Source organism: Aliiglaciecola sp. LCG003 (assembly GCF_030316135.1).
Classification (GTDB): Bacteria; Pseudomonadota; Gammaproteobacteria; order Enterobacterales; family Alteromonadaceae; genus Aliiglaciecola.
Window position 1 is genome coordinate 438,924 of the sequence record NZ_CP128185.1, and the last position, 26,425, is coordinate 465,348.

Genomic DNA, 26,425 nt, shown 5'->3' on the forward strand with positions numbered 1-26,425 from the left:
CATGAAACGAATTTACCTAAGCGTTCTATTCACTGTAGTGGGAAGCCTGATTTTGATCGGCTGGATTTTAGACCTCATCGCAGACAAGAGCTATAATGCCCAGCCACTAATAGAACTCGAGCTTTATGAAAAGATAGTGCGCGGCGCGGCGTCCCAATTGGCTAGTGTGGATGAGCCAGAATTGTCCTTATCGGTGGCGACTTTGGCCGATCAATTTGCTTTACAGTTTCGTTTAGAACCACTGGCGAATTTGGCCTTACCCCAAGAGCTTGATAAAGAGTTAACACAATCAGGTAAACTGATGCTGCAATCGAATGACAGCTCCTTCCTATTCGTTAGTATTCCAAAACATCCCCGTTATTTACTTCGATTGACGGTTGAGCAACTTGGTGCCGAAAGGCAAAACTTGGATTTTATGCTCACCTTGGCACTCTACGTGGGGGTTGGGATATCTCTTGCACTTTGGTTAGTGCCGCTGACATCTAGGCTGTCATTATTAACCAATACCGCGGCAAAATTTGGTGAAGGTCGGTTGGAAGAGCGGATCTCTCCAAGTAAATGGTCTTATATTCGAGACTTGGAGCTGAATTTTAATCGTATGGCGGCACAGATAGAAACCCTAGTAGCCGATAATAAATTACTAGCGGAGAGTCTATCCCATGATTTACGAACTCCCGTTGCCTGCTTGCGATTTGGCATTGAGGCCGCCTTGGATACCAATGATCAAAGCAAGCGAGAGCAATATATCCTGCGTGTTGAGGATGAACTAACCAGGCTTGAATCTATGCTTGAGGCTTTTTTGTCCTATGCCAGCATGGAACGAAAAGCCCAGAACTTACAATTAGAAGAAGTCGAAATAGGCCAACTGGTTCGTCAAAGTGTCAATGAAATCGCACCATTAGCACTGCAAAAAAGCATTCAGTTAGAATACGATATTGAATTTAAGACTAAAAAATTAAAACTCGATGGTCACTGGGTACATCGTGCAGTGACCAACCTGCTTAGTAATGCTTTGAGTTATGCAGAAGATCAGATTTTGGTACATTGTAATTGCACCAATCAGCAACTCGCGATAGCCATACATGATAATGGTCCTGGGGTGCCTTTTGATAAATGGGACACTATTTTTACTCCTTTTGTCACTGTTGAGTCCAGTCGCAATCGGCAAACTAATAGCTTTGGATTAGGATTGGCTATTGTCAGTCGCGTTATGCATTGGCACCAAGGCCATGTCACTATCACTAGGTCAAATAAGTTAGGCGGAGCCTGCTTCACGCTGATTTTTCCTATCCAGCAATAGCGTCTCCAAAAATGCTGACGTTAAGCTGCTCTATGCATGAGTGTCGAGGTGTAATGATTTCGCTGGGTTTTTCCTTACTATTTTCACCCTTTGCTGCCCATTGATGAGTAAATTCGGTATCATACAAAAAAATAATAATGATACGACAGAGGATCCGTTTTGGTGGTAAATCAAACAGGCAAGCAGCCGTCAGGGAATAACAGCTCCGGATGGTTTAACCGTTTTCTAGCAACGGTAGAATGGCTAGGTAATCTACTTCCCCATCCCGTCACACTTTTCGCAATTTTAGCCCTTTTTATTGTGCTGCTAAGTGGCATTTTAGGCTATTTCGATATTGCCGTTGCCGACCCTAGGCCATTAGGTGCCAAAGGTCGTGATCCTGATGGCATGATTGAAGTTATTTCCCTATTTAATGCAGAGGGCTTGCAACGAATCGTCACTGGGCTCGTTACCAACTTTACCGGCTTTGCGCCTTTGGGCACGGTGCTGGTGGCATTGTTAGGTGTTTCAGTTGCAGAGCACTCGGGTTTGCTATCGACCGCCATGCGCGCCATGGTGATGAATGCATCTAAGCGTATGGTCACAGTGACCATAGTGCTAGCGGGGATTTTGTCTAATACAGCGTCTGAACTGGGTTATGTTGTACTTATTCCCTTAGCTGCGATGATTTTCCATTCATTGGGCCGTCACCCCCTAGCCGGATTAGCTGCCGCTTTTGCCGGGGTGTCCGGCGGTTACAGTGCCAACCTGTTACTTGGCACAGTTGACCCCTTATTATCGGGCATTACTGAAGCAGCGGCTCATATGATTGAACCCGAATATGTCGTCGGGCCCGAAGTAAATTGGTACTTTATGTTTGTCAGTACCTTCTTAGTTGCGGCTATGGGGGCGTTTGTCACTGAGAAGATAGTTGAACCTAGACTAGGGGTTTATGATGAATCAGAAGCCTCAGTTGAACTAGAACATCAAACGATGAGCGCACCCAGTGCACAAGAGAAAAAGGCACTCAAAATGGCTGGTTTAGCATTCTTGGCTGTATGTGTCTTATTGGCGCTAACGATAGTACCAGAGAACGGTATTTTACGTCATCCTGAGACTGGCGCGGTAGCCGGTTCGCCATTTTTAAAAGGTATCGTAGCTTTCATTTTTATTACCTTTGCAATACCTGGTTTTGTCTACGGTCGCGTAGCTGGGACCATGAAAAATGATAAAGACATCATCAGTGCGATGACAAAAAGTATGGGCTCTATGGGCCTTTACATTACCTTGGTCTTTTTTGCTGCGCAATTTGTCGCCTTTTTTAAATGGACTAACCTAGGCACTGTACTGGCGGTAAAAGGTGCTTCTATGCTGACCTCTATGGGATTAGATGGTCCTGAAGTCTTTATTCTGTTTATCCTGATGTGTGGAGTGGTGAATTTGTCGCTCGGCAGTGCCTCAGCCCAATGGGCTGTGACTGCGCCAATATTCGTTCCAATGTTAATGCTTGTGGGCTTTGCGCCTGAAGTGATTCAGGCAGCTTATAGAATTGGCGATTCGGTGACTAACGTCATATCTCCAATGATGAGTTATTTTGGTTTGATTTTAGCGATGGCGGTGAAATACAAAAAAGATTTAGGAATGGGGACGCTCATAGCGACTATGCTACCTTACTCCCTCACCTTTATCGTCGGTTGGACGCTGTTATTTTATGTTTGGGTCTTTTTGTTTGGCTTCCCCGTTGGCCCCGGCGCTGCGACTATGTATACGCCATAGTCAAAGGTAAAATAAGCTAACCCTGTCAACGGTGATTTGCCACTATTGAATCATCGTTGACATCCAAAAAGCAGTTTAGACCGTAACCATCCGAGTAACCTAATTCGTTCACAAGCAGACTAAACACATATGAAATATACCGGCAGTCCTGATTTTACTCACAAACAAGCTGATAAAGTTGGCGTTATCATTACTAATCTTGGAACGCCAGAAGCTCCAACAAAACAAGCGTTAAAACCGTATTTGAAGGAGTTTTTATCCGACCCTAGAGTGGTCGAAATCCCGCGCCTGTTGTGGTGGTTAATTCTGAATCTGGTGATATTAAATATTCGTCCTAAACGCTCCGCCAAAGCTTATAAAACTGTTTGGGGAGAGGATGGATCACCTTTGATGGTGCACACAGTGAATCAAGCGAACGCCTTGCGCAATAAGCTCCAAGTTCAGTGGGGCGAAGGAGTTGTGGTAGAGCATGCCATGCGCTATGGCAACCCGGCAATTGCGACCACTGTAGACAAAATGCTCAAGCAGGGCGTACGCAAGCTTTTGGTGCTGCCGCTCTATCCTCAATATAGTGGTTCGACTTCAGGCTCTACATTTGATGCCATCGCCGCAGATTTTAAGGCTAGACGATGGCTGCCGGATTTTCGCTTTGTTTCTCAATATTGTGATGATCCTAGGTACATAAAAGCAGTTGCGGATAAAATACGTGCTCACTGGCAGCAACATGATAAAGCTGCTAAATTAATTTTTTCTTATCATGGTATACCCAAGCGTTATTTGGACAACGGTGATCCGTACCACTGTCAATGTTATAAGACCTCGCGATTAATTGCAGAGAACTTGGGCTTGTCGAGCACGGAATATATGACTACCTTTCAGTCGAGGTTTGGTCGCGAAGAGTGGCTCAAACCCTATACTGATCATACCCTTCAAGGGTTGCCGGCTCAGGGAGTTGAATCGGTCCAAATTGTCTGTCCTGGCTTCTCTTCAGATTGTTTAGAAACCATAGAGGAAATTGGCATCGAAAATCGTGATTATTTTCTCGAAGCTGGAGGCAAGCGATATGAGTATATCCCATCACTAAACAGTGATGAGGCTCATATTGAATTCTTACAAGCATTGATTAACGACAATTTGCAGGGCTGGGATGTTCATTTAGACAATGATACTCGTCAGCAGCGTGCAATGGCGATAGGAGCTTTGAAATGAGTACTGATAAACCACTAACCGGGCTGAATGTTCCTAAGTCGCTGTTGATGGCGCAAAAAATTGCCAACCTTTCTGATACAGCGATTAAAATCCCTTTTACACGGATAACCCTAGGGCTGGATTTCATCATTGGTTTAATCCCGGTCGTCGGCGATTTTATCATGTTGTGTGTGGCCGCCACTTTGATCATTATGGGTAAAGCTATGGGTATGCCAAAACGGCTGTTGTTTGCCATGATGCGTAATACCTTTATTGACTTTCTGATAGGTTTAATCCCATTCTTGGGTGATATTGCCGATATCTTTTATAAGTCTAATCGAGCCAATGTGCGATTAATGGAGCGTTGGTGGTTGGATCAAAATAAACAGCAGTTGGATCAGCAGACCCAGCTACATCTAGATAGCTGGCAACTGGACCCTGAATAATTCCGTTATGAGATTAACCCCAAGTTCACTTAGCATTTTGTTGTAAGTCAGAAAGTTTTACTACACTCAAACATGCTTTATTGGTGGCTTCTAAAATTACCTTAGGGGCGAAACCAGCAAGCCTTGCTTGCTCCCACCTAATTGCGCATAAACACCATCTGTCTCCTGGTTTCAAACCTGCAAAGGCGAACTCTGGCACAGGAGTGGATAAATCATTGCCGACCTGCTTGGAAAACACTAAAAACTCTTCTGATGCAATGACGCAAACGCTATGGTTACCTGCATCACTTGCAGGCACATAGCAAAATCCTTCGCGGGTATACCCGCCGTTACCGCAGCAAAGTTGTAGTGGTTTATCCAACACGTTAAGTGCATTTGCCATTGTTATTGCTCCTCATGGGAATATCTAATCATTATTGTCTATGCACTAGCCTTGAGCAATATATAAACTCAGCTGATACTTCTTTAACGGTAAAGATGATTTGCCGAATATAGCTGGGCAGCGCTATGCTCAATTGTATCCTAGTCAAACTGATAAAGTTGCCGCCATGAAAATATACGACACTCATACCGCACCAACTCCTCGTCGAGTAAGAATATTCCTTGCCGAAAAAAATATACCGATGGAATATGTGCAGTTAGATCTGCAAAAAGGCGAAAATATAACCGCCGAAATGCGCCTAAAAAATCCGATTGGTAAAGTGCCGGTATTAGAGCTTGATGATGGTACTTGCATCAGTGAATCGGTGGCAATATGTCGCTATTTTGAAGCCTTACAACCTGAGCCTAGACTAATGGGCACGACGCCTTTGGAGCAGGCTCAAATCGAAATGTGGCAGCGCCAAGTTGAATTTAGTTTATTTATGCAAATTGGCATGTGCTTTCAACATTCCACCGGTTATTTTAAAGACCGAATGACTCCTGTTGCTGAATACGGAGCCGTTGCTGGAGACATTGCTAATCGATATTTGAAAGTGCTAGAAAGACGATTAGGGGAGTCTGAATTTGTCGCTGGCAAAACCTTTTCAATTGCCGACATTACCACCTTATGTGCGATTGATTTTGGTCGCGTGGTGAAGGTTAAAATCAAACAAGATCAAATAAATTTAGCCCGCTGGTATCAACAAATCAGCCAACGCCCGAGCGCTTCAGCTTAAAATAAGGTTATTATTAGTGACTAGTAAAATACTAGTCACTGGCTTAATTTATGAATCTAGCGGCATCCACAGACCTTTCTCATCTGTCGGCGTACCTTCTGGCATAAAGGGATTATCGATGCGGTAAATCTCACGGTCTTTTAGCGGGATCTCTTCTAATGCCCTTTTGTGACCAGGAAAGGATAAAAATAACTTATCAAAAGAGCCATCTTCAACGGCTTGACGCAACCCAAATTCAATGCGCTCGGCTAACACTTTGTTTTCACGTTGAGTAAAAAAATAAATTGCACTGGGATACACAATTAGGTGGTAGGGATCTATCACTAGAGTTTTATCTTTAGCCCGGTCTAGTTCTTCAAGTACTTCTAAAACTGAACGAGGAAAGTAATCTACTATGTCGCCACTAACAAGCTTGTACATAGAGGCATGCCATACAACGCGCTCTATTTGAAGACCTGCCTGTTCCAAAATTAACGTATCTGGCCAATCGTGGCCCTGCACCCCAGTTAGCTTGGCAAGCTGCGGTAAGGTTTTTATTTTCTCAAAGGTTGAGAGTTTATTTTCATCTATCACTAACACTCGATAACCAATCAGACCTTTCAACAAAGGTATGCGGATCGGTAAGGCGTTCTGCTCCCTTTCCTTGGTCGTCACCGTCCACATTAAATCTATTACGTCGGTATTCAAACTTTTAAACTGGCGTTCCTGACGCATTAAGACTTTGACAGGGATCAATTCATAATCACCGTACTTGATTCTTGACTTCTCTAAGGCAAGCTCCAGCAACTCAACGAAATAACCACCATGTTTGTCAACAGTATCTGTGTTATTCAGATATCTAATCGGTTGAGCCATTACCAAATGACTCAGGCATACTAGTGCGAATGTTAATGTTCTAATAAACACTATTATTTGGTCAACTTTATCAAATTAATTACCATCTCTATGTGGATTGCTCAATTGCAAGCAATAAGCATAGCGCAATTTAAAGGATTGCATAGCTTATTAATCACGCCAGCGTTTAGTCAGGTCTTGATAATCATCGATTCGGCGATCTCGAAAATACGGCCAGATGCGCTTGACTTGCTCTGTGCGGGTTAAATCCAATGTAACCGCTAAGGTTTCCTCTTTATCACTCGAGGCTTGAGCCAGAACTTCACCTTGCGGGCCGGTAATGAAACTTTGTCCCCAAAACTCAATGCCACTGTCTCCTCTAACCGGAGAGGGTTCAAACCCCGTTCGATTTGCCACTATCACCGGAACAGAATTTGCTACAGCATGAGAGCGCTGAATAGTTTGCCATGCGTTAAATTGGCGAGATTGCTCTTCTAGCGTATCGTTCTTATCCCAACCAATAGCGGTTGGATAAAACAGCATATCTGCGCCTGCCATAGCCATCAATCTAGCCGCCTCCGGGTACCATTGGTCCCAACAAACTAACACACCTAGACGGCCCACACTGGTATCAATTGGATTGAAACCTAAATCACCTGGAGTGAAATAAAACTTCTCGTAGAAACCTGGGTCATCCGGGATATGCATTTTTCTATATTTGCCGACCATGCCTTGTTTTCGGTCAAATACCACAGCAGTATTGTGATATAAACCCGAACCGCGTTTTTCGAACAACGAGGTAATCAGCACTATATTGTGTTTAGCGGCCAGCTCACTGAAAAAATCCGTTGCTGGGCCAGGAATGGTTTCAGCCAAGTCAAAGTAATCGGTATTTTCTTGTTGGCAAAAATACAAAGTGCTGTGCAGTTCTTGCAACATAATCAGCTCACAACCATCTGCGGCTAACTTGGCTACTTGACTAGCACTTTTTTGCCAATTTTGTGTTTTATCATTGCTGGAGACGGATTGTTGCACCAGTCCCACTTTAAGTGTTTTAGCTTTCATATTTTCCCTTTAGGCAAAAATAACTGGATGTTGAGCAACTTGGCTTAAGACTTCAGGCAACAAAGTTCCTTTTGGTACTTGCATACTGATGCAATGAACACTGCCGAACTGTTGAACCAAAGGGAGGCTATCGATGGCTACAATAGTATAGTCTGGATAGGCCTGCTGTATAATGGTCAATGCCAAATCGTCTTCTGGTTGCTGGTAAATAGGGCACAGTATCTGTTGGTTATTAATTAAATAGTTAGCGTAGGATGCAGGTAGCCGCTCACCGTCTTCGCTGACTATATGCGGCAAGGGTAACTCAAAAATGGTGTGATTCGGTAGTGCGTGACGACACTCAGCCACTAAATCAGACAGTCCGACGAAATGGCTATCATCTGGTCGATTAAAGCATGATTGGATCACCAAACCTTGTGTAGGAGTGTAACGTGCCAAGGTATCAATGTGTCCATCGGTGTCATCACCTTCAAGGTGGCCCTTGCCCAAGATACTTACCTGAGTTGCTCCCAGAATTTGTTTAAACTGCTCTTCATAACCGGAGAGGCTTAAGGTTCCGTTTCTAAGTGGATTAGTCAGGCACAGTTCAGTGGACAATAAATGTCCGTTTTGGTCGATTTCTAATGCGCCGCCTTCTGCTACCAACGAAAATGATGTTAACGGATTTCGGCATAAAGGCGCTAGAACGGTTTGATTGACTTGGTTATCAGTGTTGGCATCAAATTTTTGACCCCATCCATTGAACTGAAATTCAATTGGATGCAGCCCATCTTCCCCATTGCAAGTTAGAAATGCGTAGTCGCGACACCAAGTGTCGTTATAATCTGCTCTGATCAAAAGTACTTTAGCTATGCCCGCTAATAACTGTTTGGCAGATTCGATTTGGCCGTCGCGGATTAATAATATTACGGCTGTGTTATTGGCGCTGATGGCGCTAATTAATTGCTTATAAGTTTGGCGAACAGAGGCTAGCCAAGGCTTCCAGTCAGTTCTATCATCTGGCCAAGCCAATATAATAGCTTCTTGTTCTGCCCATTCTGGTAGCAGAGTATGTGTTTGTTTCATAGATATTGGACTGCCTTTAATAATGCATCAAATTATATGCGCTAATTGAAGATAAATCGTCATTTATTCCATCAATAAATTGATATTCAAATATACACTTCTGGGCTCACCTACGAAATATCGGTAATTACCAAAAGCAAAATCTGCCCGTTCAGCATAATCAGTGTTGGTCAGGTTTATCACCCGTAAACTGATGTTGATTTGCTCTGAGAGACGAACAGAGCTGCGCAAACTTAATAAATTATGTCCTGAGTAGGAAGCGCTATTCTCTGGATTTAGAAAATAGTTACCTGTATGCGCCCAATCAAGCTCAACACTATGACCGCTTGCATTTTTCCAGCCTATTTGAGCGCTGGCGAGATGCTCAGGGGCAGTATCAATTTCGTTATCTAAGATAGATATGCTGCTGATGTTTAAATCATTTTCATAGCGGTGTTTCGCCAAACTCCCGCTAAATCTAGCATACCAATGTTCTGTCAGTTGTGCGTTAACTTGAAGCTCGATTCCTTGATGAGAGGTGCGGCCATTACTGATATTTTGCCTATTAGTATCCTGAAAAATAAAATGGTCTTTTTGCATCTTAAAAAGACTAATATCATAGGAAAGTATGTTTGTGGCGCCGCGCAAGCCCAATTCTATGCCTACCATGGTTTCTGGGCTTAATTCAGCGCTTTGCTGACCCGCTTGTAGTCGGAACAACTCTGTGGTCTGGGGGGCACGATAACCGTTCGACCATTGCCCATAAAAATGCTGTTGTGCAGCTACAGCATAGTTAAAACCAAGTTGCATGGACCACTCTGCAAAGCTTACAACTTGATCAACTGGACGGGTAAAACGACAGCCACTGACGTCGCTTTCACAGGCGTCACCGTCCCCTAAGCGATTATCGTATTTATAGCGAGTGTCTTCAAAACGAATTCCACTGCTGAGACGCAGTTGTTCATTTGCTTGCCACCTCAAGATCGCAAAAGGCGAAAGGACTTGGGCATCAACTTGATAATCATAGTGCTGTCCAGCCGGTATGGCCGGCGAAAAGCTTTGGGCTTGGTATTCCTGTAATTCGCCGCGAGTAAAGTCAACATCGACCCCAGTTAGCAACGCTAGTTGGGCTAAATTTTGGCTATATTGTGCCTGCACACCAATACTGCGTTGGCTATTATTCTCATTCGGTTGCCAAGGAACAAAGTGCTGTAAAAATTCCATCTGTGCCCAGCGTACATAGGGCGTTAGGGTTAGGGTATTACCCTGTTCGGTGCGCAATTTTATCTTGCTGTAAGCTCGAGCACTTTTGCTATCTCTAAACGCCTCTGGGTTAGGATTTTGCCGCTTCAGGGCCGGATCTCTATAGGCCTGAAACCCTTGAATAAAGCCAGCTGTTTCTTGATTAAGGTTGCTAGCGGAAAATACATTTTTGATCTTTAAGGTATCATGCTGATACTGATGAATTAAGGTTAACTTTTGTTGTTCATAGCCACTGTCGTCAAGGTAGCCGCCATCGTGAGTGCCATTGAATTGCAGCGCATACCCATGGAATTGATATTGCTTAGCCGTACTGATTTTAGTCCGCAAATAATCGTGAGGTCCACTTTCTAGTGCAACTGAAAAAGGCGCTAGTTGTTCGATCTCTGGTGTAACAAGATTAACCACGCCATGTACGGCATTGCTACCAAATAATACACTGGCGGGGCCTCTGAGGACCTCAATGCTGGCTGCTTGTTCCGAGTTGAGGTCAAATAGTTGATTGGTGTTGCAAAATCCGCTCGCTCGAGCTGAAATCCCATCTTGAGCGATAAAAAAAGCGCCGCAGCCGCCCGCGCCGGTCAAAACAGGAGAGCGGATGGCGGTGAGATGTTCTTGTCCATTGCCTCGACTGATCCATGCACCGGGCACACGCGCCATGACTTGATTGATATGTTCAGCCTGAATGCCGTCTATTTGTTGGCTGCCTATAACACTTAAGTTAGAGCTTAATTGAGATAAGGAAGAATCATCTCTGCTGGCCGTAACAGTAATTTTTTCGATACTATCAGCCCTTGAAAATTGACTCAGTATACAAAGCAAAATGGTCAGAAACACGCTTAGGTGACGAGGTATCAAAAGGCACTCCAATAGCACAAAAAAATCAATGGAAGATTATACGGATAAAATGCTAAACCGGAACACTTCTACTTCGCACTATTGATAATAGTGCGATATTTTAATGGTTATTTTAAATGACGGCCACCATCTAGATGCATAGTTCGGCCAGTGACAAAGTCACTATTTAGCAAATAACTTATTGTTTTTACTACCTCTTGTGCGCCCGGACTAGTCTGTAATAACGACTTTTTCAGTGCTTGCTGTTTGTATTCTTGGCTATCATTTTGATTGAATAGTACAAGTGCTGGCGCAATAGAGTTAACTTTAACATGGGGCGCAAGTGAAGCTGCAAATGACAAGGTTAGATTATGCAATGCCGCTTTACTGGCAGCATAGGCAATATGCTTTTTGCTACCTTTGTCCTGCACATAATCGGTCATGTGGATAATGTCAGTGGTGGTACCCTGTTGTATGAGTTTGTCTTGTAAAGCCAAATTGATTTGATAGGGTGTGCTGGCGTGTATTTGCATCATACGCGAGAATAATTCAGCACTATCCAACTGCGGACTTTCCGCTGCCCAATCTGAAGCGTTATGAATAATGGCTCTGATGGTTGTGTATTCTTGACGAATAAATTGAATAAAGGCTGCGGTGCCACCAGTTGTGCTAAAATCAGCTTGTATGGTTCTAATTCCCTTGTCACGAAGCTCGGCTAAGTTTGCTCGTTCAGTACGGTAGGTAATTACTACCGCGTGTCCTAGCGTCAACAATTCTTCCGCAACAGCCAAACCTATTCGTTGGGCTCCGCCGGTAATAATGATGGGGTTGTCCATAGTAACGTCCTCGCTCTGAACTCATTTCGGTGGAGAATACTAACCTTCCCATTAACCGCTCACAAATAATAAGCTAGATTTTATTGGATAATTTGTCAGCTATTACACTTTTTAAACAGACATGATAGCGTAGGGGAAATAAGTAAGAGGGCATATAATGGCAAAGTGGCATGATGCGAAAGTAGTTGAACGAATTGATTGGAATGATCATTTGTTTAGTTTACGGTTTAGCTGTGAGCAATTTCCTAAATTCACCGCCGGGCAGTTCACCAAAATAGGCATTGAGCAGGCAGATGGTAAGGTGTTGTCTCGGCCCTATTCATTGGTTAATGGCCCAGATGAAAGTTGCCTTGAAATTATAGCTGTACCTGTGGCTGAAGGAAGTTTGTCACCCCGTTTGCATGAAGTCCAAGTTGGCGACAGGCTAAAGGTAATGTCTCCTCCTACTGGATTCTTGGTTCTCGATGAGGTTCCTCCTAGTGAAACGCTGTTCTTGCTTGCTACTGGTACTGGCGTGGGACCATTTCTATCGATTTTGGCTAGCTCGCAACCTTGGGATACCTACAACAATATCGTGCTGGTGTATGGGGTTCGCCAATTTGAAGATTTAGCCTATTTGACCAAAATAGAAAAATGGCTGTCAGAACACCCACTGCAATTTAAGTTCGTGCCAATTGTCAGTCGCCAAACAGTAGCTGATACATTGCAGGGACGCATCCCTCAACTCATCAATGACGATGCCATTTCTACACTCTGTGGGCAGGAATTTGACCCGAGCAACTGTCAGGTGATGTTATGTGGTAACCCTGACATGATCCAACAAACCATTAGTGAGTTGGAAGCGCGAGGGTTCAAAAAGCACCTGCGCCGCTCGCCAGGCCAAATTAGTATGGAAAGATACTGGTAGGGAATTGCCTGCAATAAGTATTATAGTACTTGAGCTTAATTGAGCTGTTTTTTGTGCAGGCTTCCAAGTTGCTCAATTATATCAACTAATGGAATGAAGCCTGCCGGGGTAGATAAACTCACAAAACCATTGGCTTTTTCAACCAATACATCTCCAAACTGAGACGCTCTTTGAGGTAGAGGAGCACAATCTACCGCCATGTTATCTGTGTTGACCCATTGACTTGGACCACCGCTTGCTGCAAAGGCTATATCTAACTCAGAATGTTTAACTTGGGTAGCAAAATAATATGAATCTATATGTTTAATCACGGTTGAAACTAACAAACGTTCATTTTCAACTGCTTGCAATTTTTGCTGTAATTTAGGTGTAGCATGAAAAACATATATCATTGGCTGCTCTACTGGTTCTTAATCGTCACCTAGCACAATTACATTTTTGCTCCCATCGACCCCATTGGCAAGTATTATTTCAATTGCTAATAGGCAATGTTGGCAGCGTATAGATTCCGGTTTGTTGAGCTGATGGCATAGTTCTTTGGGCAGAGTATTCGCTGACTTACAGTGTGGGCAAAGGCACTCTAAACGCTTCCGACGGTCTTGCATGAAATATCCTTATCTCTTTGGTGTTTGACATCCTACTCTAAACCCAATTATATTTTAGAGTTGAAGGTTATTTTGTATTGATGGGAAATTGATGCAAGCTTTTGTATGCAATAATACCTAAAAACATAATACACGGTAAATTTAGTTACCTCCAGAGAAATGAATTATAGTTTTCCCACACTAGGGCTTACAATCGAAGTCTGGTAAATCAAAGAGCGGAATTATGATTGTTAGCTTAGAAACGATATTTACATTTTCCTTAGCAGCTGCGTTGCTGAGTTTGTCTCCTGGCCCATCAAATTTATATATTATGGCGCGTACTTTCTCTTGCGGGCATTTATCAGGGGTTGCAGCAGCTAGTGGGATGGCCTTGGGTTCTCTCGCCTATGTGGCTGCAACAGCACTGGGCTTGGCGGTAGTTTTTAAGTACTCGCCAGATGCGTTTACGGCACTAAAACTAGTCGGCGCAGGCTACCTGATTTACCTCGCTTATAAGACGTTTCGCCAAGCCAGTCCCAGCAAAATGACAGAACAAAAAGTAAAGGTCGTCTCAGTTACTAAAGTATTCAAGCAAAGTATAGTGGTGGAACTGACCAACCCAAAAACGGCGTTATTCTTCTTGGCTTTTTTACCCCAATTTGTCGATCACCAGCAAGGTTCAGTCGCCCTACAACTGACTATATTGGGTTGTATTTACGCAGTAATTGCATTTTGCAGTGATCTTTTTGTAGTCGCATTGTCGAATCAATTAGGCAAGTGGATTGCAGGCCATCCGATGTTTGTAGAATGGCAAGATCGCCTGTCGGCTTCTATTTTACTGGGTCTTGGCTGTTTTATTGGGATTGATGAACTGACAAGCAAATGGTCATAAACTTTAAACAGTGACGCTAGTAAGTAGGAAAAGTGCTCACTAATAGGGCTGAGCACTTGTTAACTAATCATGCAGCGCTGAGACCCGGCAGTTGAATATTTTACTAGTGCAACTTAAGTTTACTGCCAACAATATTGCTAACCTTCCTACTCAGTAGCACTAAAAACCCTTTAAACCAGCCATGCACACTAAATTGGTGCATATTATATAAAGACACATAAACTAGCCTAGCTAATCGGCCTTCAATAAACATACTGCTATTCATTAAGCTGCCCATTAGGCTGCCGACAGTACTGTATTTACTCAAATGCACTAAGGAACCGTAATCTACATAGTGATAGCCTTTCAAAGGCTTGTTTTTAAATGAGTTGATGAGGTTGTTGGCCGCGGTACTTGCCATTTGGTGGGCGGATTGAGCTCTTGGAGGAACCCAACTGCCGTCTGCTTGCTTGAAGCCGCAACAATCACCAATTACATAAATATCTGGGCTCAATGTACTTTGCAGGAACTCATTAACCAAAACCTGTTGTGCTCTATTGGTTTCGAAAATCCCCATTTTTTGAATGAAATCAGGCGCTTTTACGCCTGCCGCCCAAACGAGTAGGTCTGCTTCAATTCGTTTTTGCTCGGTTGTGATAAACACCCCTTTTTCTGCACTAGATACTCGGGTGTTCTCCAAAACTTCAACCCCTAGTTTGGCTAAAGCGCTGCGGGCTGAATGTGCTATACGCTGCGGCAAGGCGGGCAAGATTGAAGGGCCAGCCTCTAAAATAGATATACTAAGGCGCGCGGATGACATGTCGGGCATTCCATAACTCTTTGCAAGGTTTGCCACGTGATGAAGCTCCGCAGCCAGCTCGGTTCCAGTGGCGCCCCCTCCTACAATTGCAATTTTCAGTTGCGAGCTGTTGTCTGCTTGCTGATTCAGTTTTAATAATTGATTTAACAATGATTTATGGAAGCGTTCAGCTTGAAGTAACGAATCTAAGAAATAACTATGCTGGGCAATGCCCGGTGTGCCAAAGTCGTTGCTCACGCTGCCTACCGCTAGGACTAAATAATCATACTTTAATGTGCGCTCTTTTAAGAGCACTTCATTGTCGTCATCAAGAATGGCATCTAGATGAATGGTTTTTTGTAGATGATCAATATGGTTCATGGTGCCTAACTGAAATTGATAACCTAGTCGAACAGCATGGATCCCGTAGTCGACCCCATCAGAATTCTTGTCAATGACGCCAGCAGCCACTTCGTGCAGAAGGGGCTTCCAGACATGGGTGCGACTAAGATCTACCAGGGTGATCCTAGCCTCACCGGCCTTACCCAAGGTTCTACTTAATTTACTGACGAGTTCTAAGCCGCCCGCTCCGCCACCTACAACGATGATCTCTTGCATGATATTTCCTAAACGTAATTTGAGAAGTGGCGGCACAATAGGCTGAAGAATATATTTGACTGCAATTTAGTTTGAAGCTATCCATGAAGCGACAATACGCCAGTAAAAGTGCCATAGCATGGATCATGCATAACGCCGGTCTAGCTGTCTACGCATATATTATGCTAAGCAGTATTTGACATTTTTTACTGTGAGCACAGATTCTCTGCCCAGCACGGGCGATACTCCCATGGTAACTGCTCCAAAGATGACAGCCATGCTGAGCATTGGGCTGTCCCATAGTTACAGGTATAGCCTTATCCCTGCACTAGCCACAAGACTTGGTAGCCACCGAGCGTAATATTTTTTTGTCCTGCACAATATGCCTGTCCTGATATAAGGTCTCGAGCGTTGAGACTGCCCAAATGCTCTATAATTTTACTATCTAGGGTTTGCGGGTGTTCGCTAAAGTTAACGATGGCCAATAACACCTCACCCTCATCGCTGTGCCTAGCATAAGTGAAGAGGTGGTGGTTATTTGACTCTAATATTTGACTATCAGATTGGCCAAAAATGGGATGTTGTTGACGGATACTAATAAGTTGAACAAGCCCATCTAAAATTTTCTGTTGGGGATTGCCAGCTTGTTGTGCGAGTTGAATTTTCTCATCAGTGATTGCGATGCGGTGAACCCAACGCTCATCATGCTGTTTGCTGACATCGTTCTTGTAGCTGTAGTCGTTGAGTAAACCCAATTCATCGCCTGAGTACAGCAGTGGAATGCCGCCAATACTCAAAATAATACTGTGTACCATTAAGATGCGTTTTATCGCATTGTCAATCAGTTGAGGATTGTTCTGCTGTAAACCTTGTTCTAATCCAGCAAGGGATGCTAAAGATCCGCATACTCGGCAGTCTCCATTGCTGGGATTTTCACCAAATGCGACCCCTGTTGCAAATGATCCTTCAAAACGTCCGGTATAAAATTGATTTAGGAATCGGCGATGATCATTACCATCTATGCCCAGATTCCTAGCGACGTCATCATCAAATGTCCAGCCTATATCGTCGTGGCAGCGAACATAGTTGACCCAAGAACAATCGCTAGAAATATTGAAGCTTTTGCGCAGTGAATCCGTTAGTAACCTTGTCTTTCGAGTAGCCAAACTGTTCCAGATGAGTGCCATGAGTAAAGGGTTGTAGGAAAGCTGACATTCATCTTTGTCAATGTATTTTACCACTTCGTCTGGATGGACTATCGCTTCGGACTTAAAGATTACAGCGGGTGCCGAAATTCTAAGACAGGCATTAAATGCTTTAATTAAAGTATGCGCCTTGGGTTGATTCTCACAATCCGTGCCCATGTCTTTCCAAATAAATGCTAATGCATCAAGACGTAAAGCTTCACAACCTAGATTGGCTAGAAACAACATTTCGCTGGTAATGGCATTAAACACTCCAGGGTTGGAATAATTCAGATCCCATTGAAAGTTGTTAAAGGTTGTCCAGACCCATTTTTTCGACTCTTCATTCCAACTAAAATTGCCTCTACGAACCTGCGGAAATATCTCCCTTAGATTGTGCTCGTACATATCAGGAATATTTTTGTCATCAAACATGTAATAGTATTCTTGAAATTCACTATCGCCCTGTTTAGCGGACATTGCCCACTGGTGTTCATCGGAAGTGTGGTTGAATACAAAATCCAATACCAAACTAATATTCTCATCTGCCATGGCTTTGGCCAAACGCGCTAGATCTTTGACATTGCCTAAGGAAGGATTGACTTTGCGGTAATCTGATACGGCATATCCGCCATCGCTGTCGCCATTGGGACAGTCGTATAAAGGCATGAGATGAACATAATTAATTCCTAGTGATTTTAAGTAAGGAATCCGTTGAATAAGGTTGGATAAGTCACCGGCAAATAAATCAACATAGCAGGCCATTCCAAGCATATTCTCTTGTATATACCAGTCCGGTTTGTTAACACGCTGTTTATCTTTTTGTTTGAGACTTGCAGAACGTTGCTCAAAACCTTGTAACAAGGTTTGGGCTAAAGATTGCAGATGAAAATAGAAATCATAGCGGTGACCGTAAATATCGAATAATAGCGCAAAAAGGTCTGGGAAGTGTGCTTCTAAACGTTGCACAAATAACGCCTTGTTAGCTTTTGAAAGGCCTGATAAATCAAGACTTTTAATGATGCGCTTTAGTGAGCGCTGACTTTCTATTTGAAGGTTCATATTGCTACTCTAAATAAACAAAATCTATCACGTTTAAGTTCATGACTGACTCGATATAAATCAGCTAAGCGATTTTAAATTATAATTAAATATAACAATGTATTTACACAATTCACATTGTTTGATAACTTATCTTAAACGATTAAGATAGTTTTTCAAACAACATTATCTAACTAAATTTTTTCACAGCGACCGAGTTGATTTTTTGTTTGCTGATGAATAATGAACAAGATTAACTATTTGGCATTACTGTCAGAGGTTTGATGTTGTAATAATACGCAGAGTTAAAGAAGTCGAATTTTGCCAAGCATTGGTCAGTGTGCTTCGCCAACTATTTTCAACAGTGAAATTTTAGGGTCTAGGTAGGAATAGCTATGAGTAACCAAATTAGTCAGGGGACTTCAAACGTACATTTAATCCGTTGGTTAACCTACTTGATGTTTATGATGTTCGCTATGACCTCTGACTCTGTCGGTGAAATAATCAAAGAAGTTAAACGTGTATATGAAGTCAGTAATGCTGAAGCCAGTTTGATGCATTCTTTGTTTATGGTCGGTATTGCATTCTCAGGGTTATTTCTTGGCTTTTTGGCTGACAAATTCGGGCGAAAACGCACTATCATCATCGGTTTAAGCTTATTTGCAGCATCCTGCTATTTATTTTTAGTAGGAGAGACCTTTGAATTTATTCTTGGCTTGATAACCTTGTCAGGTTTAGCCGTAGGGGTCTTCAAAACCGCAGCATTAGCCCTGATTGGTGATATATCCAGGTCGACTAAGGAGCATACGGGTACCATGAATGGCGCGGAAGCATTTTTCGGTGTGGGTGCCATTATCGGCCCCTTAATTGTTGCGTGGATGATCCGTGAGGGGGTTGACTGGAAATTACTTTATGTGCTGGCTGGAGCTTTATGTACTGTCTTGATTGGCATGGCATGGTTTGCAAACTATCCTGATCACACTAAGCGGGCTGCTGCTGTTACTAAGCCTGTGAGTTTTACATCTAGTCTAAAATTATTGGGCAACCCTTATGCAATGGGGTTTTCCATTGGCGCATTTTTGTATGTTGCTGCAGAAAGCGCCATCTATGTGTGGATGCCCAGTTACTTGGTGTGTGGTGCTACCTCAATAGAAGAAAGTTTTAGTTGTTATTCAAATGACTTTGATAAAACCTTGGCTATGTATGCGGTTTCTGTGTTTTTCTCCCTAAGAGCCCTTGGACGATTCTTCGGAATTTGGATGATGCAACATTTTAATTGGGCTCTTGTTTTGGTTCTGTTTAGCTTTGCTATCATGTTGTGCTTTATCGGTGGATTGATCGGTGGGAAAGATGTTGCACTTTATCTGTTTCCGCTAACCGGCATTTTCATGTCAGTTATATATCCGACCTTTAATTCCAAAGGAATCAGTTGTTTCCCTAAACAGGAACATGGCACCGTGGCTGGAGTAATTTTGTTTTTTACTGCCGCTGGCGCTGCCACTGGACCTTTACTTATGGGGCTAGTAAGTGATGCCTATGGTGGTGATGCCAAGTATGGTTTTATTGTGGCAACAGGGTTTACTACGGTGTTGTTTGCGGGTCTATTTTTTAACTATTTGTTCAATCCAACAGAAAAGCGCTTGGCTGAGACTGAACTATCAGAATATGGTATGAAAGAGAGCTAATTATGAATAATCCTATTTATTATGCAGTTGTAGAAGGCGGTGGGACCAAATTTAATTGTGCCATTGTCGATGAACAACGAAATATTCATGTTAGCCACCGTATTTCAACAACCACGCCACAGGAAACTATTGCACTTGTATGTGATTTTTTTATCCAGCAACGTGATTTAGGCTTTACCTTTGAAAAACTGGGTTTAGCCTGTTTTGGCCCTCTGGATCTGAATCGAGGATCAAAAACTTTTGGCTGCATAACAGCAACCCCAAAGCCTAATTGGTCTCATTATTTTATAGTTGAACATATAAAAACCGAGTTGAACTGTCATGTTGAGCTGGAAACAGACGTAAACGCAGCTGCTTTGGCAGAATATCGCTGGGGCGCCTCACAAAACACCAGTGTCAGCATTTATATTACGATTGGCACTGGTTTAGGTGGAGGTGTAATAATAAACGGCAAACCATTGCATGGGTTAATCCATCCCGAAATAGGACACACACTAATACCGCCTCCAGAGGGAATTGAGGGGGTCTGCCCTTTTCATGGAAATTGTGTTGAAGGCCTAGCCTCGGGAACAGCGATGAGTAAAATCTGGCAGCAACCAGCTGAGACACTGGCAGATGATCACATAGCTTGGGATATTCAGGCTCAAGTGATCGCAAAGTTGTGCCACAACCTCTTCGTCAACTTCAGCCCCGAGCGTATTATCTTGGGCGGCGGAGTTATGAACAAGCCAAACTTATTAGAAAAAGTTAGAGACTACACAGAAGTTTCTTTGGCTGATTATCTGGCCTTGCCCGAAGGAGTTCGCCTTGAAGATCTGATGAGCATGCCAGGTTTGGGCGAAAACTCGGGGCTGTTTGGTGCGCTGGCTCTAGTGCTTCAGGAATAGTACTGTCATGACGAGGGCTGTTGCTGGGATTTAATCACTATCAGTTCTTTGCTCTAATAAGACAGCGCCAGGAGCATCGTCAGCCAAGATATCTTCGGGATTATAAATTGGACATTTATTCATTGATAAACAGCCGCATCCTATGCAGCCTGTCAGTGAGTCACGTAATTTTTGCAAGTAATGGATTTTGCTGTCAAGTCCGATCTTCCATGCATTCGATAAAGCAGCCAAGTCATCTTTGTCAGGTGTTTTAGCATTAGGTAGAGACATAAAGGCCTGTCTGATTGCATCTAAACTGATACCGATTTTTTGAGCTGCTTTTATAACAGACACATGTCTTAGCACTTCAGCTTTGTATTGCCTTTGGTTTCCAGCGTTTCGTTGGCTCTGAATTAAGCCTTTTCAATAATAGCAAAAACACTTTACCTCAACCTAACTTGAGGTTTTATCCTGCTGTTTGCTACACCAATCAGGAGAATGAAATGAGAAACACAAAAAATAAAAGCGCTATACCCCTTGCAAGCCAATTTAAACTGCCGCCATTTGTTCACAAGTTACATTAAGCAGAATAGCAGCACTTTTTCATTTTGTTTAATCAAGCTATGCAAAATAAGGGGCCGTTGTGATTAGATTAGAGCATTTTAATTTGGCCGTGAAAGATATTAAAACAAGCCTGAGGTTCTATCAGGCAGCTTTTCCTCACTGAACTGTGAGGCAGCGAGGTACAGCGTCTTGGTGTGGTATCTCAAGGGCTTGAATTCATTTGAGAGATGACTTCAACTTCTTGAACTTGAATGGTCAAGGCAGGGGACATAATCGCGAGTTAAGTAGCAATCAAATCGGTTTGGCACATTTTGCTTTCGAAGTTAAGGATTTAGCGGCTACGGTGGCGCGTTTAAAAAATGCGGGGGTTGCACCTCATCACGACGGGGCCAAAAAATAACACCGCCACAATTTTTATTATCGGGATCCAGATGAGTTTGAGGTTGAATTCGTAGAATATACTTCTGATTTACCTAGCCAACGTAATAACGCCGACGACTAAATCTCCTCGTTACTTGGACAGGCAGGCGTTAACTTGGACAGGCATCATAAACACTCGTTACTTGGACAGGCATCTTTAGATTGGCTGTAATAAAAGAGTCAAAAATAGCTGTCAATGCATATGTTTATTAAGTGCTAAGGGAAATTAAGACTAAGACCTAGGATTTACATGTTGTTGAAAATAGATTTATGTGTTCAGGAATGTTCATCGTATTTGTCGATTGATTAAATCGATTAATGTTGCTCATTTAAATTTCAAATATCAATTATTATCTACGCCTACAAACAAGGAGAAACTATGCAGATTTTAAAAAACTTACTAACAATTGTTCGTCAACACAAATATTGTCAAAATTTACATGAGTGTAACTACATGAATGACTATTATGGGGATCAGATTTGTCAAGTATCTCGAAGGTGCTGACCGTTAGGGTTGGCATAAGGATATAGTTAAGCTTATGCCAATACCTAGATTTTAAATCAACAACTACATATTATAATAAGATAAAAGCATTCACACAGTTGCGGCATAGTTAGGATTCTAATTTTTTTAAACCTATTTTTATTAACCAAAATTGAATTTTGGTTGCCAGATTCGCTGTCGTTCTGTGTTGATTTTAAATTTTGATAGTGCCTTTTTGTGACCACCGGCTACATATACATTTATTTCAAACTGGCAACTTAGGGATAGCCATGCGTCTTTATCTACTCCCCATTCCCTAAGGATGGAATTTTCATATACTTGAAATTTATCACCTTGCTTCTGACTTATATATCGCGCAGTCATTTTGGCAAGCTCTATATAATCTAAAAGCTCTATATTGGGTACATGCGATTGGCTTGAATTTGATGTGTTACGAAAAGGCAATAACGATTTGGGTTGTTCATTATAGTTCAAAGAACTAATTCTTTGTTTAATACTAGTATGATCAGATGTTTCTAAGGTGTTGGCAATTTTTGCTCTAATCGGGTTTAGGTCTACATATACCATGCAAGCAGTCAAGGCACGTTCATCTAGCAGTGCTTGAGATTTAAAACGACCCTCCCAAAAATGGCCAGTACACTCGTCTTCTAAATTTGCTCGTCTAGCAATAGGTTCGTTTAGTTCTTTCATAAACCAACTTATATCAAAAAGACGTTTCCGGTAGATATTTATCGTAGATGCAAGTGAACGTTGTTCGATTTCCGTCAATTGAAGAGAGGTTTCCCAAATCGCCCGTTGGCATAGCAAGGTTCCTTTGTGAAGTTTAAGCCAACGTATTGCAACCTCTTCATCTGTCCAATTCGTTGCTTTCTCAAGATCCACCCTAAGCACAACATGAGTATGGTTATGCATGATGGCATAAGCACAAACATCAATTGAAAAAATGTCAGCTAGTAGCAATAGGCGATCCTCAACCCACTGCCTTCGATGATCAAATGATTTTCCACTAAGTTTGTCTTCTCCGCACAAAAATGCGCGTCTTACACATCTTGATACACAGTGGTAATAGGGTGTGTCAGCTAAGCTTATCTGTCGTTTTCTGGCGATGGGCATTGATTGTTCTTTAATATTGACGTTATTACATATTAGCCGCTTATAAAAATTTAAGGGTCTAGTTTTAAAGTTCGCATGTCTGCCCGAAAAGATAGCTAAAGACAACTAGAAAGCATTTGTGTCTGTCCAAATAGTAATCCCAACTTTAAATAGGAAGCTAGTATTTTGAATTACAAAATTTTTTATTTAATTTGAAATTATATACATTTGTGTTTTTTAATTATAATTTTTTTATAATTATTACAGTATCTTGCACTATTTATTTATAAAATGACTTTATTTATTTTTATTTTGGTGTGCAAGTGTGCTCTGAAATTTCAGTTGGTTGAGTATATGCGTGTAAAGAGTTTTAATTTGAATTCATTGTGGCAATATTTTTGTATGATGGTAGGTAATCAACCTAAGTTGGCGCAATACTTCGAGCCGATCATTAAAGTGATATCACCCTCTTACCATGGGGGATTAACAACCTGCAGAGTTATTTCCGTCACACCAAGCGGTAATCAAATGCTGACTTTAAATCTGAAAATGTCCTGTCGTTGGAAAGGATTTACACCGGGGCAATATGTTCAAGTCACATTGCAAAAAGACGGGCGGTATATTCGACGACCATTTAGTATAAGTTCTGGTTTGCCGTTATGGACAAACAAGCGCCAGATTCAGATAAGTTGCAAAATTAATAGCGATGGGCAGCTCACTCCTCACTTAACCCATTTGCTCAAAGGGGACTTCTTGCATGTAAGCCAAGCGCGGGGTGAATTTTTAAGTAGAGTTGGGGATCTCTCGATTTTATTGGTGGCTGCGGGATCAGGTATTACCCCACTACGCTCTTATTTGCAAAGTAGATATTCCGAGGAATACCAAGACAGTCAGGATTCTTTTCCATAGTATTGTTTTCCAATCTTCGTCCATAGATCTTTAGAAAGAAGAACGAGCTAGAGTTATGCCTGTCCAAATTTGCGACCTCAGTATGATGCCTGTCCAAATTTGATATGATGCCTGATATGATACCTGTCCTTGCTATAGAAGACTACGCCTCATACACTTCTAAGGGGAGCCCATCAGGATCCGTAAAAAAGTTAAATGCCTTGCCAGTATATGCATCTATCCTAATCTTTTCGGTTGGCACTCCTTCTTGTTCTAGGAACTTACAGAAATCTTCCACCGACTCAACTTTAAACGCCAAATGACGCAGACCTCTAGCCTCTGGATTAGAAGGTCTCGGCGGAGGCGAAGGAAAAGAAAAAAGTTCAATTTGACTACCATCTGAAAGAGCCAAATCTAGCTTGTAAGACTCTCGCTCTTCTCGGTAGTGTTCTGCAAGCACTGAAAAACCCAGAATATCAACATAGAATGTTTTTGAACGCAGGTAATCTGAACAAATTATTGCCACATGATGAAAACCTTTAAGTTGGGACATGTCCGGACTCCTTGGATATATTATGGATAACTTATATTTTTTTCATTTTGAACAGCTTGCTGATCTGTTGGCAGCACAAATTCAGTAGTCTTGGTGTTACCCTGCGGATCTTCAAGGGTCACGCGAATAGATGGTGGACTATATAAATCAATTAATTCTTCTGTTACAACTGCGCTGTATGGAGGAGCAGAATCAGTTGCTACTAAATAATATTGACCTTTTTGATTCTTTATTTCGGTTCTTATTTCAAACAAAGGAATTATTAAACTACTGGCATCTGCTAGTGAGTAGTCAAAACGTATTCGTCCACTTTGACGCTCAAACCCTGAGAAAAGTATTGTTGAACTCTGACTTTGGCGCATTGCGGTTTTAGCTTTGTGAACTGAATAGCTCAGTGGAGGCAATGATATTGTTATCATTCCATCATGCACTCGTAACTTTTTGTCTCCGGCTAACCACTGATAATCATCAGCAGTTGCGCCTATTGTAAAAGTCTGTGTTTCTGGACTGGGGTTAAATGCAAGGAGATATTCAAAGGGAGCAGATTTATCTACCCGAGATATAGCGAAAGCATTGCTCGAAGAGTTAAAATAGCGATTGAAGGTAGTTCCGCGTCTTAGTGCCTTGTGTTGCATCCGAAGTTGCGCTAATTCACGTAATGCAATATAGATTGGATGGGTTTGATCGAAGTTGTTTTCAGCAGTGGTGCTATGTGTTCCAATCAGATTATTGTCGTTATATTCATCTACCTGGGATGGGAACATATCTTCCCGTGATGCTATATCACCTCCATCCCCTGTAAACCCTTGCTCGTCTCCGTAATAAATTACTGGTACGCCGCGGGAAAGGTACATAAAAGCATGGGATAAGATACTTCGTTTTAATTTTTCGCTATCGCTTTGCGCCAGACCAGCATCTTCAATGAAAAAACCAGCACGGCCCATATCGTGGTTGCCTAAGAAATTCATTAATAGGTTAGCGTGACTATCTTGATCGCTATAGTAATCATCGTTTTCAAAAAGTTGTGCAATTACACTAGAAGACTTACCACGGTAAAATACATCAGCCGCGGCACTTTGAAAGCCAAAATCAAGTACCGAGGGCATTTTCCCCAATGTGGTGTAGCTGCTGAGAACTCGCGGGTCGCCACTGTACACTTCCCCAAAAATATGAAAATTAGGGATGCCTTGAGATTTGGCATGCTCAACTATTGTTGGGCTAAATTGCGACCAAAAAATCATATCAACATGTTTGACGGTATCAATGCGAAACCCATCTGGTTTAAATTCAGTGATTAGGTTTTGATAAATCTCGGTCATCCCTGAGATAACTTCTGGGAGACGAGTGTTTAAATCATCAAGTCCAACAAAATCGCCATTTACAGCGCTTTCACCTTGCCAGAAGCTATCCCCTTGATTGTTATAAAATTTAGGGTCATTTAGCCAATTAGGGACTTTTAAATTTTTAGTGCCAACGGGTAGGAAAGGGGTGTACTTATTATTATTGGCAACTTGTTGTTTTGTTTTATATGGGCAGGTATTTTCATTTTGAAAGTTGCCCTCTGGGTCATGACATTCCTCATATTTGATAACATCAGCGGTATGGTTGGTAATAATATCAAAAAAGACTTTTATCCCTTTTCTGTGTGCAGCATTAATTAAACTTTTTAAGTCATCATTGCTACCAAAATGCGGATCAATTTGAGTGAAGTCTATTATCCAATATCCATGATGAGCATAGCCTCCAGCCTGAATAGCCTTATTACGCAGAATTGGGGTCATCCATATTGCACTGACACCTAAATTTTTCAGATAATCGAGCTTTTGCTCCAATCCTTGAATATCGCCACCGTGAAATCCGAACGGACTGTCAGCAATAAATCCACCTCGTGAAATTTCAACTGAAGAGGAACCGTTGTCATTGGCGGGATTACCATTATTAAATCTATCTGGCATAACAAAATAAAAAATATCATCTTGTACATTACGATTGAGATAGTCGTCATATATCGGAGGAAATATTAATGCAGAAGTTTTTGGGGTTGTCTCCGGAACATCGTCAACAACGGGTTTATCTACACATCCTAACAACAATACGGAGGTCGAAAGCAGTAAGAAGAGCTTTATAAATTTTATCATCTAAAGTTT

At 42.2% G+C, this 26,425-nt stretch carries 23 protein-coding genes and 1 pseudogene; 11 read left to right on the forward strand and 13 right to left on the reverse strand.

The window, feature by feature from the left end:
• The first annotated feature begins 1 nt into the window (after window position 1).
• The 4 genes from QR722_RS01845 (at window position 2) to QR722_RS01860 (ending at window position 4,689) form a co-directional block, all read left to right on the forward strand.
• A complete protein-coding gene (locus tag QR722_RS01845) occupies window positions 2–1,300 on the forward strand; it encodes an ATP-binding protein (RefSeq protein ID WP_286285061.1) in 1,299 nt (432 codons plus the stop codon).
• A gap of 159 nt (window positions 1,301–1,459) precedes the next feature.
• Window positions 1,460–3,055, forward strand: a complete 1,596-nt coding sequence (locus QR722_RS01850) for an AbgT family transporter (RefSeq protein WP_502872453.1) — start codon at window positions 1,460–1,462, stop codon at window positions 3,053–3,055.
• A gap of 129 nt (window positions 3,056–3,184) precedes the next feature.
• Window positions 3,185–4,264, forward strand: a complete 1,080-nt coding sequence (gene hemH, locus QR722_RS01855) for a ferrochelatase (RefSeq protein WP_286285063.1) — start codon at window positions 3,185–3,187, stop codon at window positions 4,262–4,264.
• Window positions 4,261–4,689, forward strand: a complete 429-nt coding sequence (locus QR722_RS01860) for a DUF4112 domain-containing protein (protein ID WP_286285064.1) — start codon at window positions 4,261–4,263, stop codon at window positions 4,687–4,689. The genes hemH and QR722_RS01860 overlap by 4 nt, the downstream gene beginning before the upstream one ends.
• A gap of 25 nt (window positions 4,690–4,714) precedes the next feature.
• On the opposite strand, the gene QR722_RS01865 is transcribed toward QR722_RS01860, so the two are convergent.
• Entirely contained in the window at window positions 4,715–5,071 is a 357-nt protein-coding gene (locus QR722_RS01865) for a DUF2237 family protein (RefSeq protein WP_286285065.1), read from the reverse strand.
• Window positions 5,072–5,237: 166 nt separating this feature from the next.
• On the opposite strand from QR722_RS01865, the gene QR722_RS01870 reads away from it, so the two are divergent.
• The gene (locus QR722_RS01870) at window positions 5,238–5,846 is read left to right on the forward strand and encodes a glutathione S-transferase family protein (protein WP_286287519.1); all 609 of its coding nucleotides are present in this window, start codon (window positions 5,238–5,240) and stop codon (window positions 5,844–5,846) included.
• Window positions 5,847–5,894: 48 nt separating this feature from the next.
• On the opposite strand, the gene QR722_RS01875 is transcribed toward QR722_RS01870, so the two are convergent.
• From QR722_RS01875 to folM, 5 genes are all read right to left on the reverse strand, one after another.
• On the reverse strand, window positions 5,895–6,701 hold the full coding sequence (locus QR722_RS01875) for a transporter substrate-binding domain-containing protein (protein WP_286285066.1): 807 nt from the start codon (window positions 6,699–6,701) through the stop codon (window positions 5,895–5,897).
• Window positions 6,702–6,851: 150 nt separating this feature from the next.
• On the reverse strand, window positions 6,852–7,745 hold the full coding sequence (locus QR722_RS01880; RefSeq protein WP_286285067.1) for a carbon-nitrogen hydrolase: 894 nt from the start codon (window positions 7,743–7,745) through the stop codon (window positions 6,852–6,854).
• 9 nt (window positions 7,746–7,754) lie between these two features.
• The gene (locus QR722_RS01885) at window positions 7,755–8,810 is read right to left on the reverse strand and encodes an agmatine deiminase family protein (RefSeq protein WP_286285068.1); all 1,056 of its coding nucleotides are present in this window, start codon (window positions 8,808–8,810) and stop codon (window positions 7,755–7,757) included.
• 63 nt (window positions 8,811–8,873) lie between these two features.
• Window positions 8,874–10,907: a TonB-dependent receptor gene (locus QR722_RS01890; protein ID WP_286285069.1), complete on the reverse strand. Its 2,034-nt coding sequence runs from the start codon at window positions 10,905–10,907 to the stop codon at window positions 8,874–8,876.
• A gap of 107 nt (window positions 10,908–11,014) precedes the next feature.
• Complete coding sequence (gene folM / locus QR722_RS01895) at window positions 11,015–11,722, reverse strand: dihydromonapterin reductase (protein ID WP_286285070.1); 708 nt, start codon at window positions 11,720–11,722, stop codon at window positions 11,015–11,017.
• A gap of 157 nt (window positions 11,723–11,879) precedes the next feature.
• Between folM and QR722_RS01900 the strand changes: the two genes are divergently transcribed.
• A complete protein-coding gene (locus tag QR722_RS01900; protein ID WP_286285071.1) occupies window positions 11,880–12,629 on the forward strand; it encodes a ferredoxin--NADP reductase in 750 nt (249 codons plus the stop codon).
• Window positions 12,630–12,664: 35 nt separating this feature from the next.
• Here the strand turns inward: QR722_RS01900 and QR722_RS01905 are convergent, their stop codons facing one another.
• On the reverse strand, window positions 12,665–13,021 hold the full coding sequence (locus tag QR722_RS01905; RefSeq protein WP_286285072.1) for a hypothetical protein: 357 nt from the start codon (window positions 13,019–13,021) through the stop codon (window positions 12,665–12,667).
• A gap of 436 nt (window positions 13,022–13,457) precedes the next feature.
• Between QR722_RS01905 and QR722_RS01910 the strand changes: the two genes are divergently transcribed.
• The gene (locus QR722_RS01910) at window positions 13,458–14,105 is read left to right on the forward strand and encodes a LysE family translocator (protein WP_286285073.1); all 648 of its coding nucleotides are present in this window, start codon (window positions 13,458–13,460) and stop codon (window positions 14,103–14,105) included.
• Between the two features lie 103 nt (window positions 14,106–14,208).
• Here QR722_RS01910 and QR722_RS01915 read toward each other — a convergent pair whose 3' ends face one another.
• Window positions 14,209–15,501, reverse strand: coding sequence for an NAD(P)/FAD-dependent oxidoreductase (locus tag QR722_RS01915; RefSeq protein ID WP_286285074.1), 1,293 nt, complete (start codon window positions 15,499–15,501; stop codon window positions 14,209–14,211).
• Window positions 15,502–15,797: 296 nt separating this feature from the next.
• Window positions 15,798–17,726 (reverse strand): alpha-amylase family glycosyl hydrolase, encoded by a 1,929-nt coding sequence (locus QR722_RS01920; RefSeq protein ID WP_286285075.1) that lies wholly within the window; start codon window positions 17,724–17,726, stop codon window positions 15,798–15,800.
• Window positions 17,727–18,163: 437 nt separating this feature from the next.
• Here QR722_RS01920 and QR722_RS01925 point away from each other — a divergent pair, with 437 nt between their 5' ends.
• Window positions 18,164–19,390 carry an MFS transporter gene (locus tag QR722_RS01925; RefSeq protein ID WP_286287521.1) on the forward strand — a complete coding sequence of 409 codons (1,227 nt, stop codon included), beginning with the start codon at window positions 18,164–18,166 and terminating at the stop codon, window positions 19,388–19,390.
• 2 nt (window positions 19,391–19,392) lie between these two features.
• Window positions 19,393–20,277, forward strand: coding sequence for an ROK family protein (locus QR722_RS01930; RefSeq protein WP_286285076.1), 885 nt, complete (start codon window positions 19,393–19,395; stop codon window positions 20,275–20,277).
• Between the two features lie 30 nt (window positions 20,278–20,307).
• On the opposite strand, the gene soxR is transcribed toward QR722_RS01930, so the two are convergent.
• The gene (gene soxR / locus QR722_RS01935; protein WP_286287523.1) at window positions 20,308–20,670 is read right to left on the reverse strand and encodes a redox-sensitive transcriptional activator SoxR; all 363 of its coding nucleotides are present in this window, start codon (window positions 20,668–20,670) and stop codon (window positions 20,308–20,310) included.
• Window positions 20,671–20,899: 229 nt separating this feature from the next.
• Between soxR and QR722_RS01940 the strand changes: the two are divergent.
• A pseudogene (locus tag QR722_RS01940) lies at window positions 20,900–21,322 on the forward strand (VOC family protein).
• Window positions 21,323–21,886: 564 nt separating this feature from the next.
• Here the strand turns inward: QR722_RS01940 and QR722_RS01945 are convergent.
• On the reverse strand, window positions 21,887–22,858 hold the full coding sequence (locus QR722_RS01945; protein ID WP_286287526.1) for a transposase: 972 nt from the start codon (window positions 22,856–22,858) through the stop codon (window positions 21,887–21,889).
• Between the two features lie 354 nt (window positions 22,859–23,212).
• Here QR722_RS01945 and QR722_RS01950 point away from each other — a divergent pair, with 354 nt between their 5' ends.
• Window positions 23,213–23,746: an FAD-binding oxidoreductase gene (locus tag QR722_RS01950; protein ID WP_286285077.1), complete on the forward strand. Its 534-nt coding sequence runs from the start codon at window positions 23,213–23,215 to the stop codon at window positions 23,744–23,746.
• 142 nt (window positions 23,747–23,888) lie between these two features.
• Here QR722_RS01950 and gloA2 read toward each other — a convergent pair whose 3' ends face one another.
• Entirely contained in the window at window positions 23,889–24,278 is a 390-nt protein-coding gene (gene gloA2 / locus QR722_RS01955) for an SMU1112c/YaeR family gloxylase I-like metalloprotein (protein ID WP_286285078.1), read from the reverse strand.
• Window positions 24,279–24,298: 20 nt separating this feature from the next.
• On the reverse strand, window positions 24,299–26,416 hold the full coding sequence (locus tag QR722_RS01960; protein WP_286285079.1) for an alpha-amylase family glycosyl hydrolase: 2,118 nt from the start codon (window positions 26,414–26,416) through the stop codon (window positions 24,299–24,301).
• Window positions 26,417–26,425: the final 9 nt, after the last annotated feature.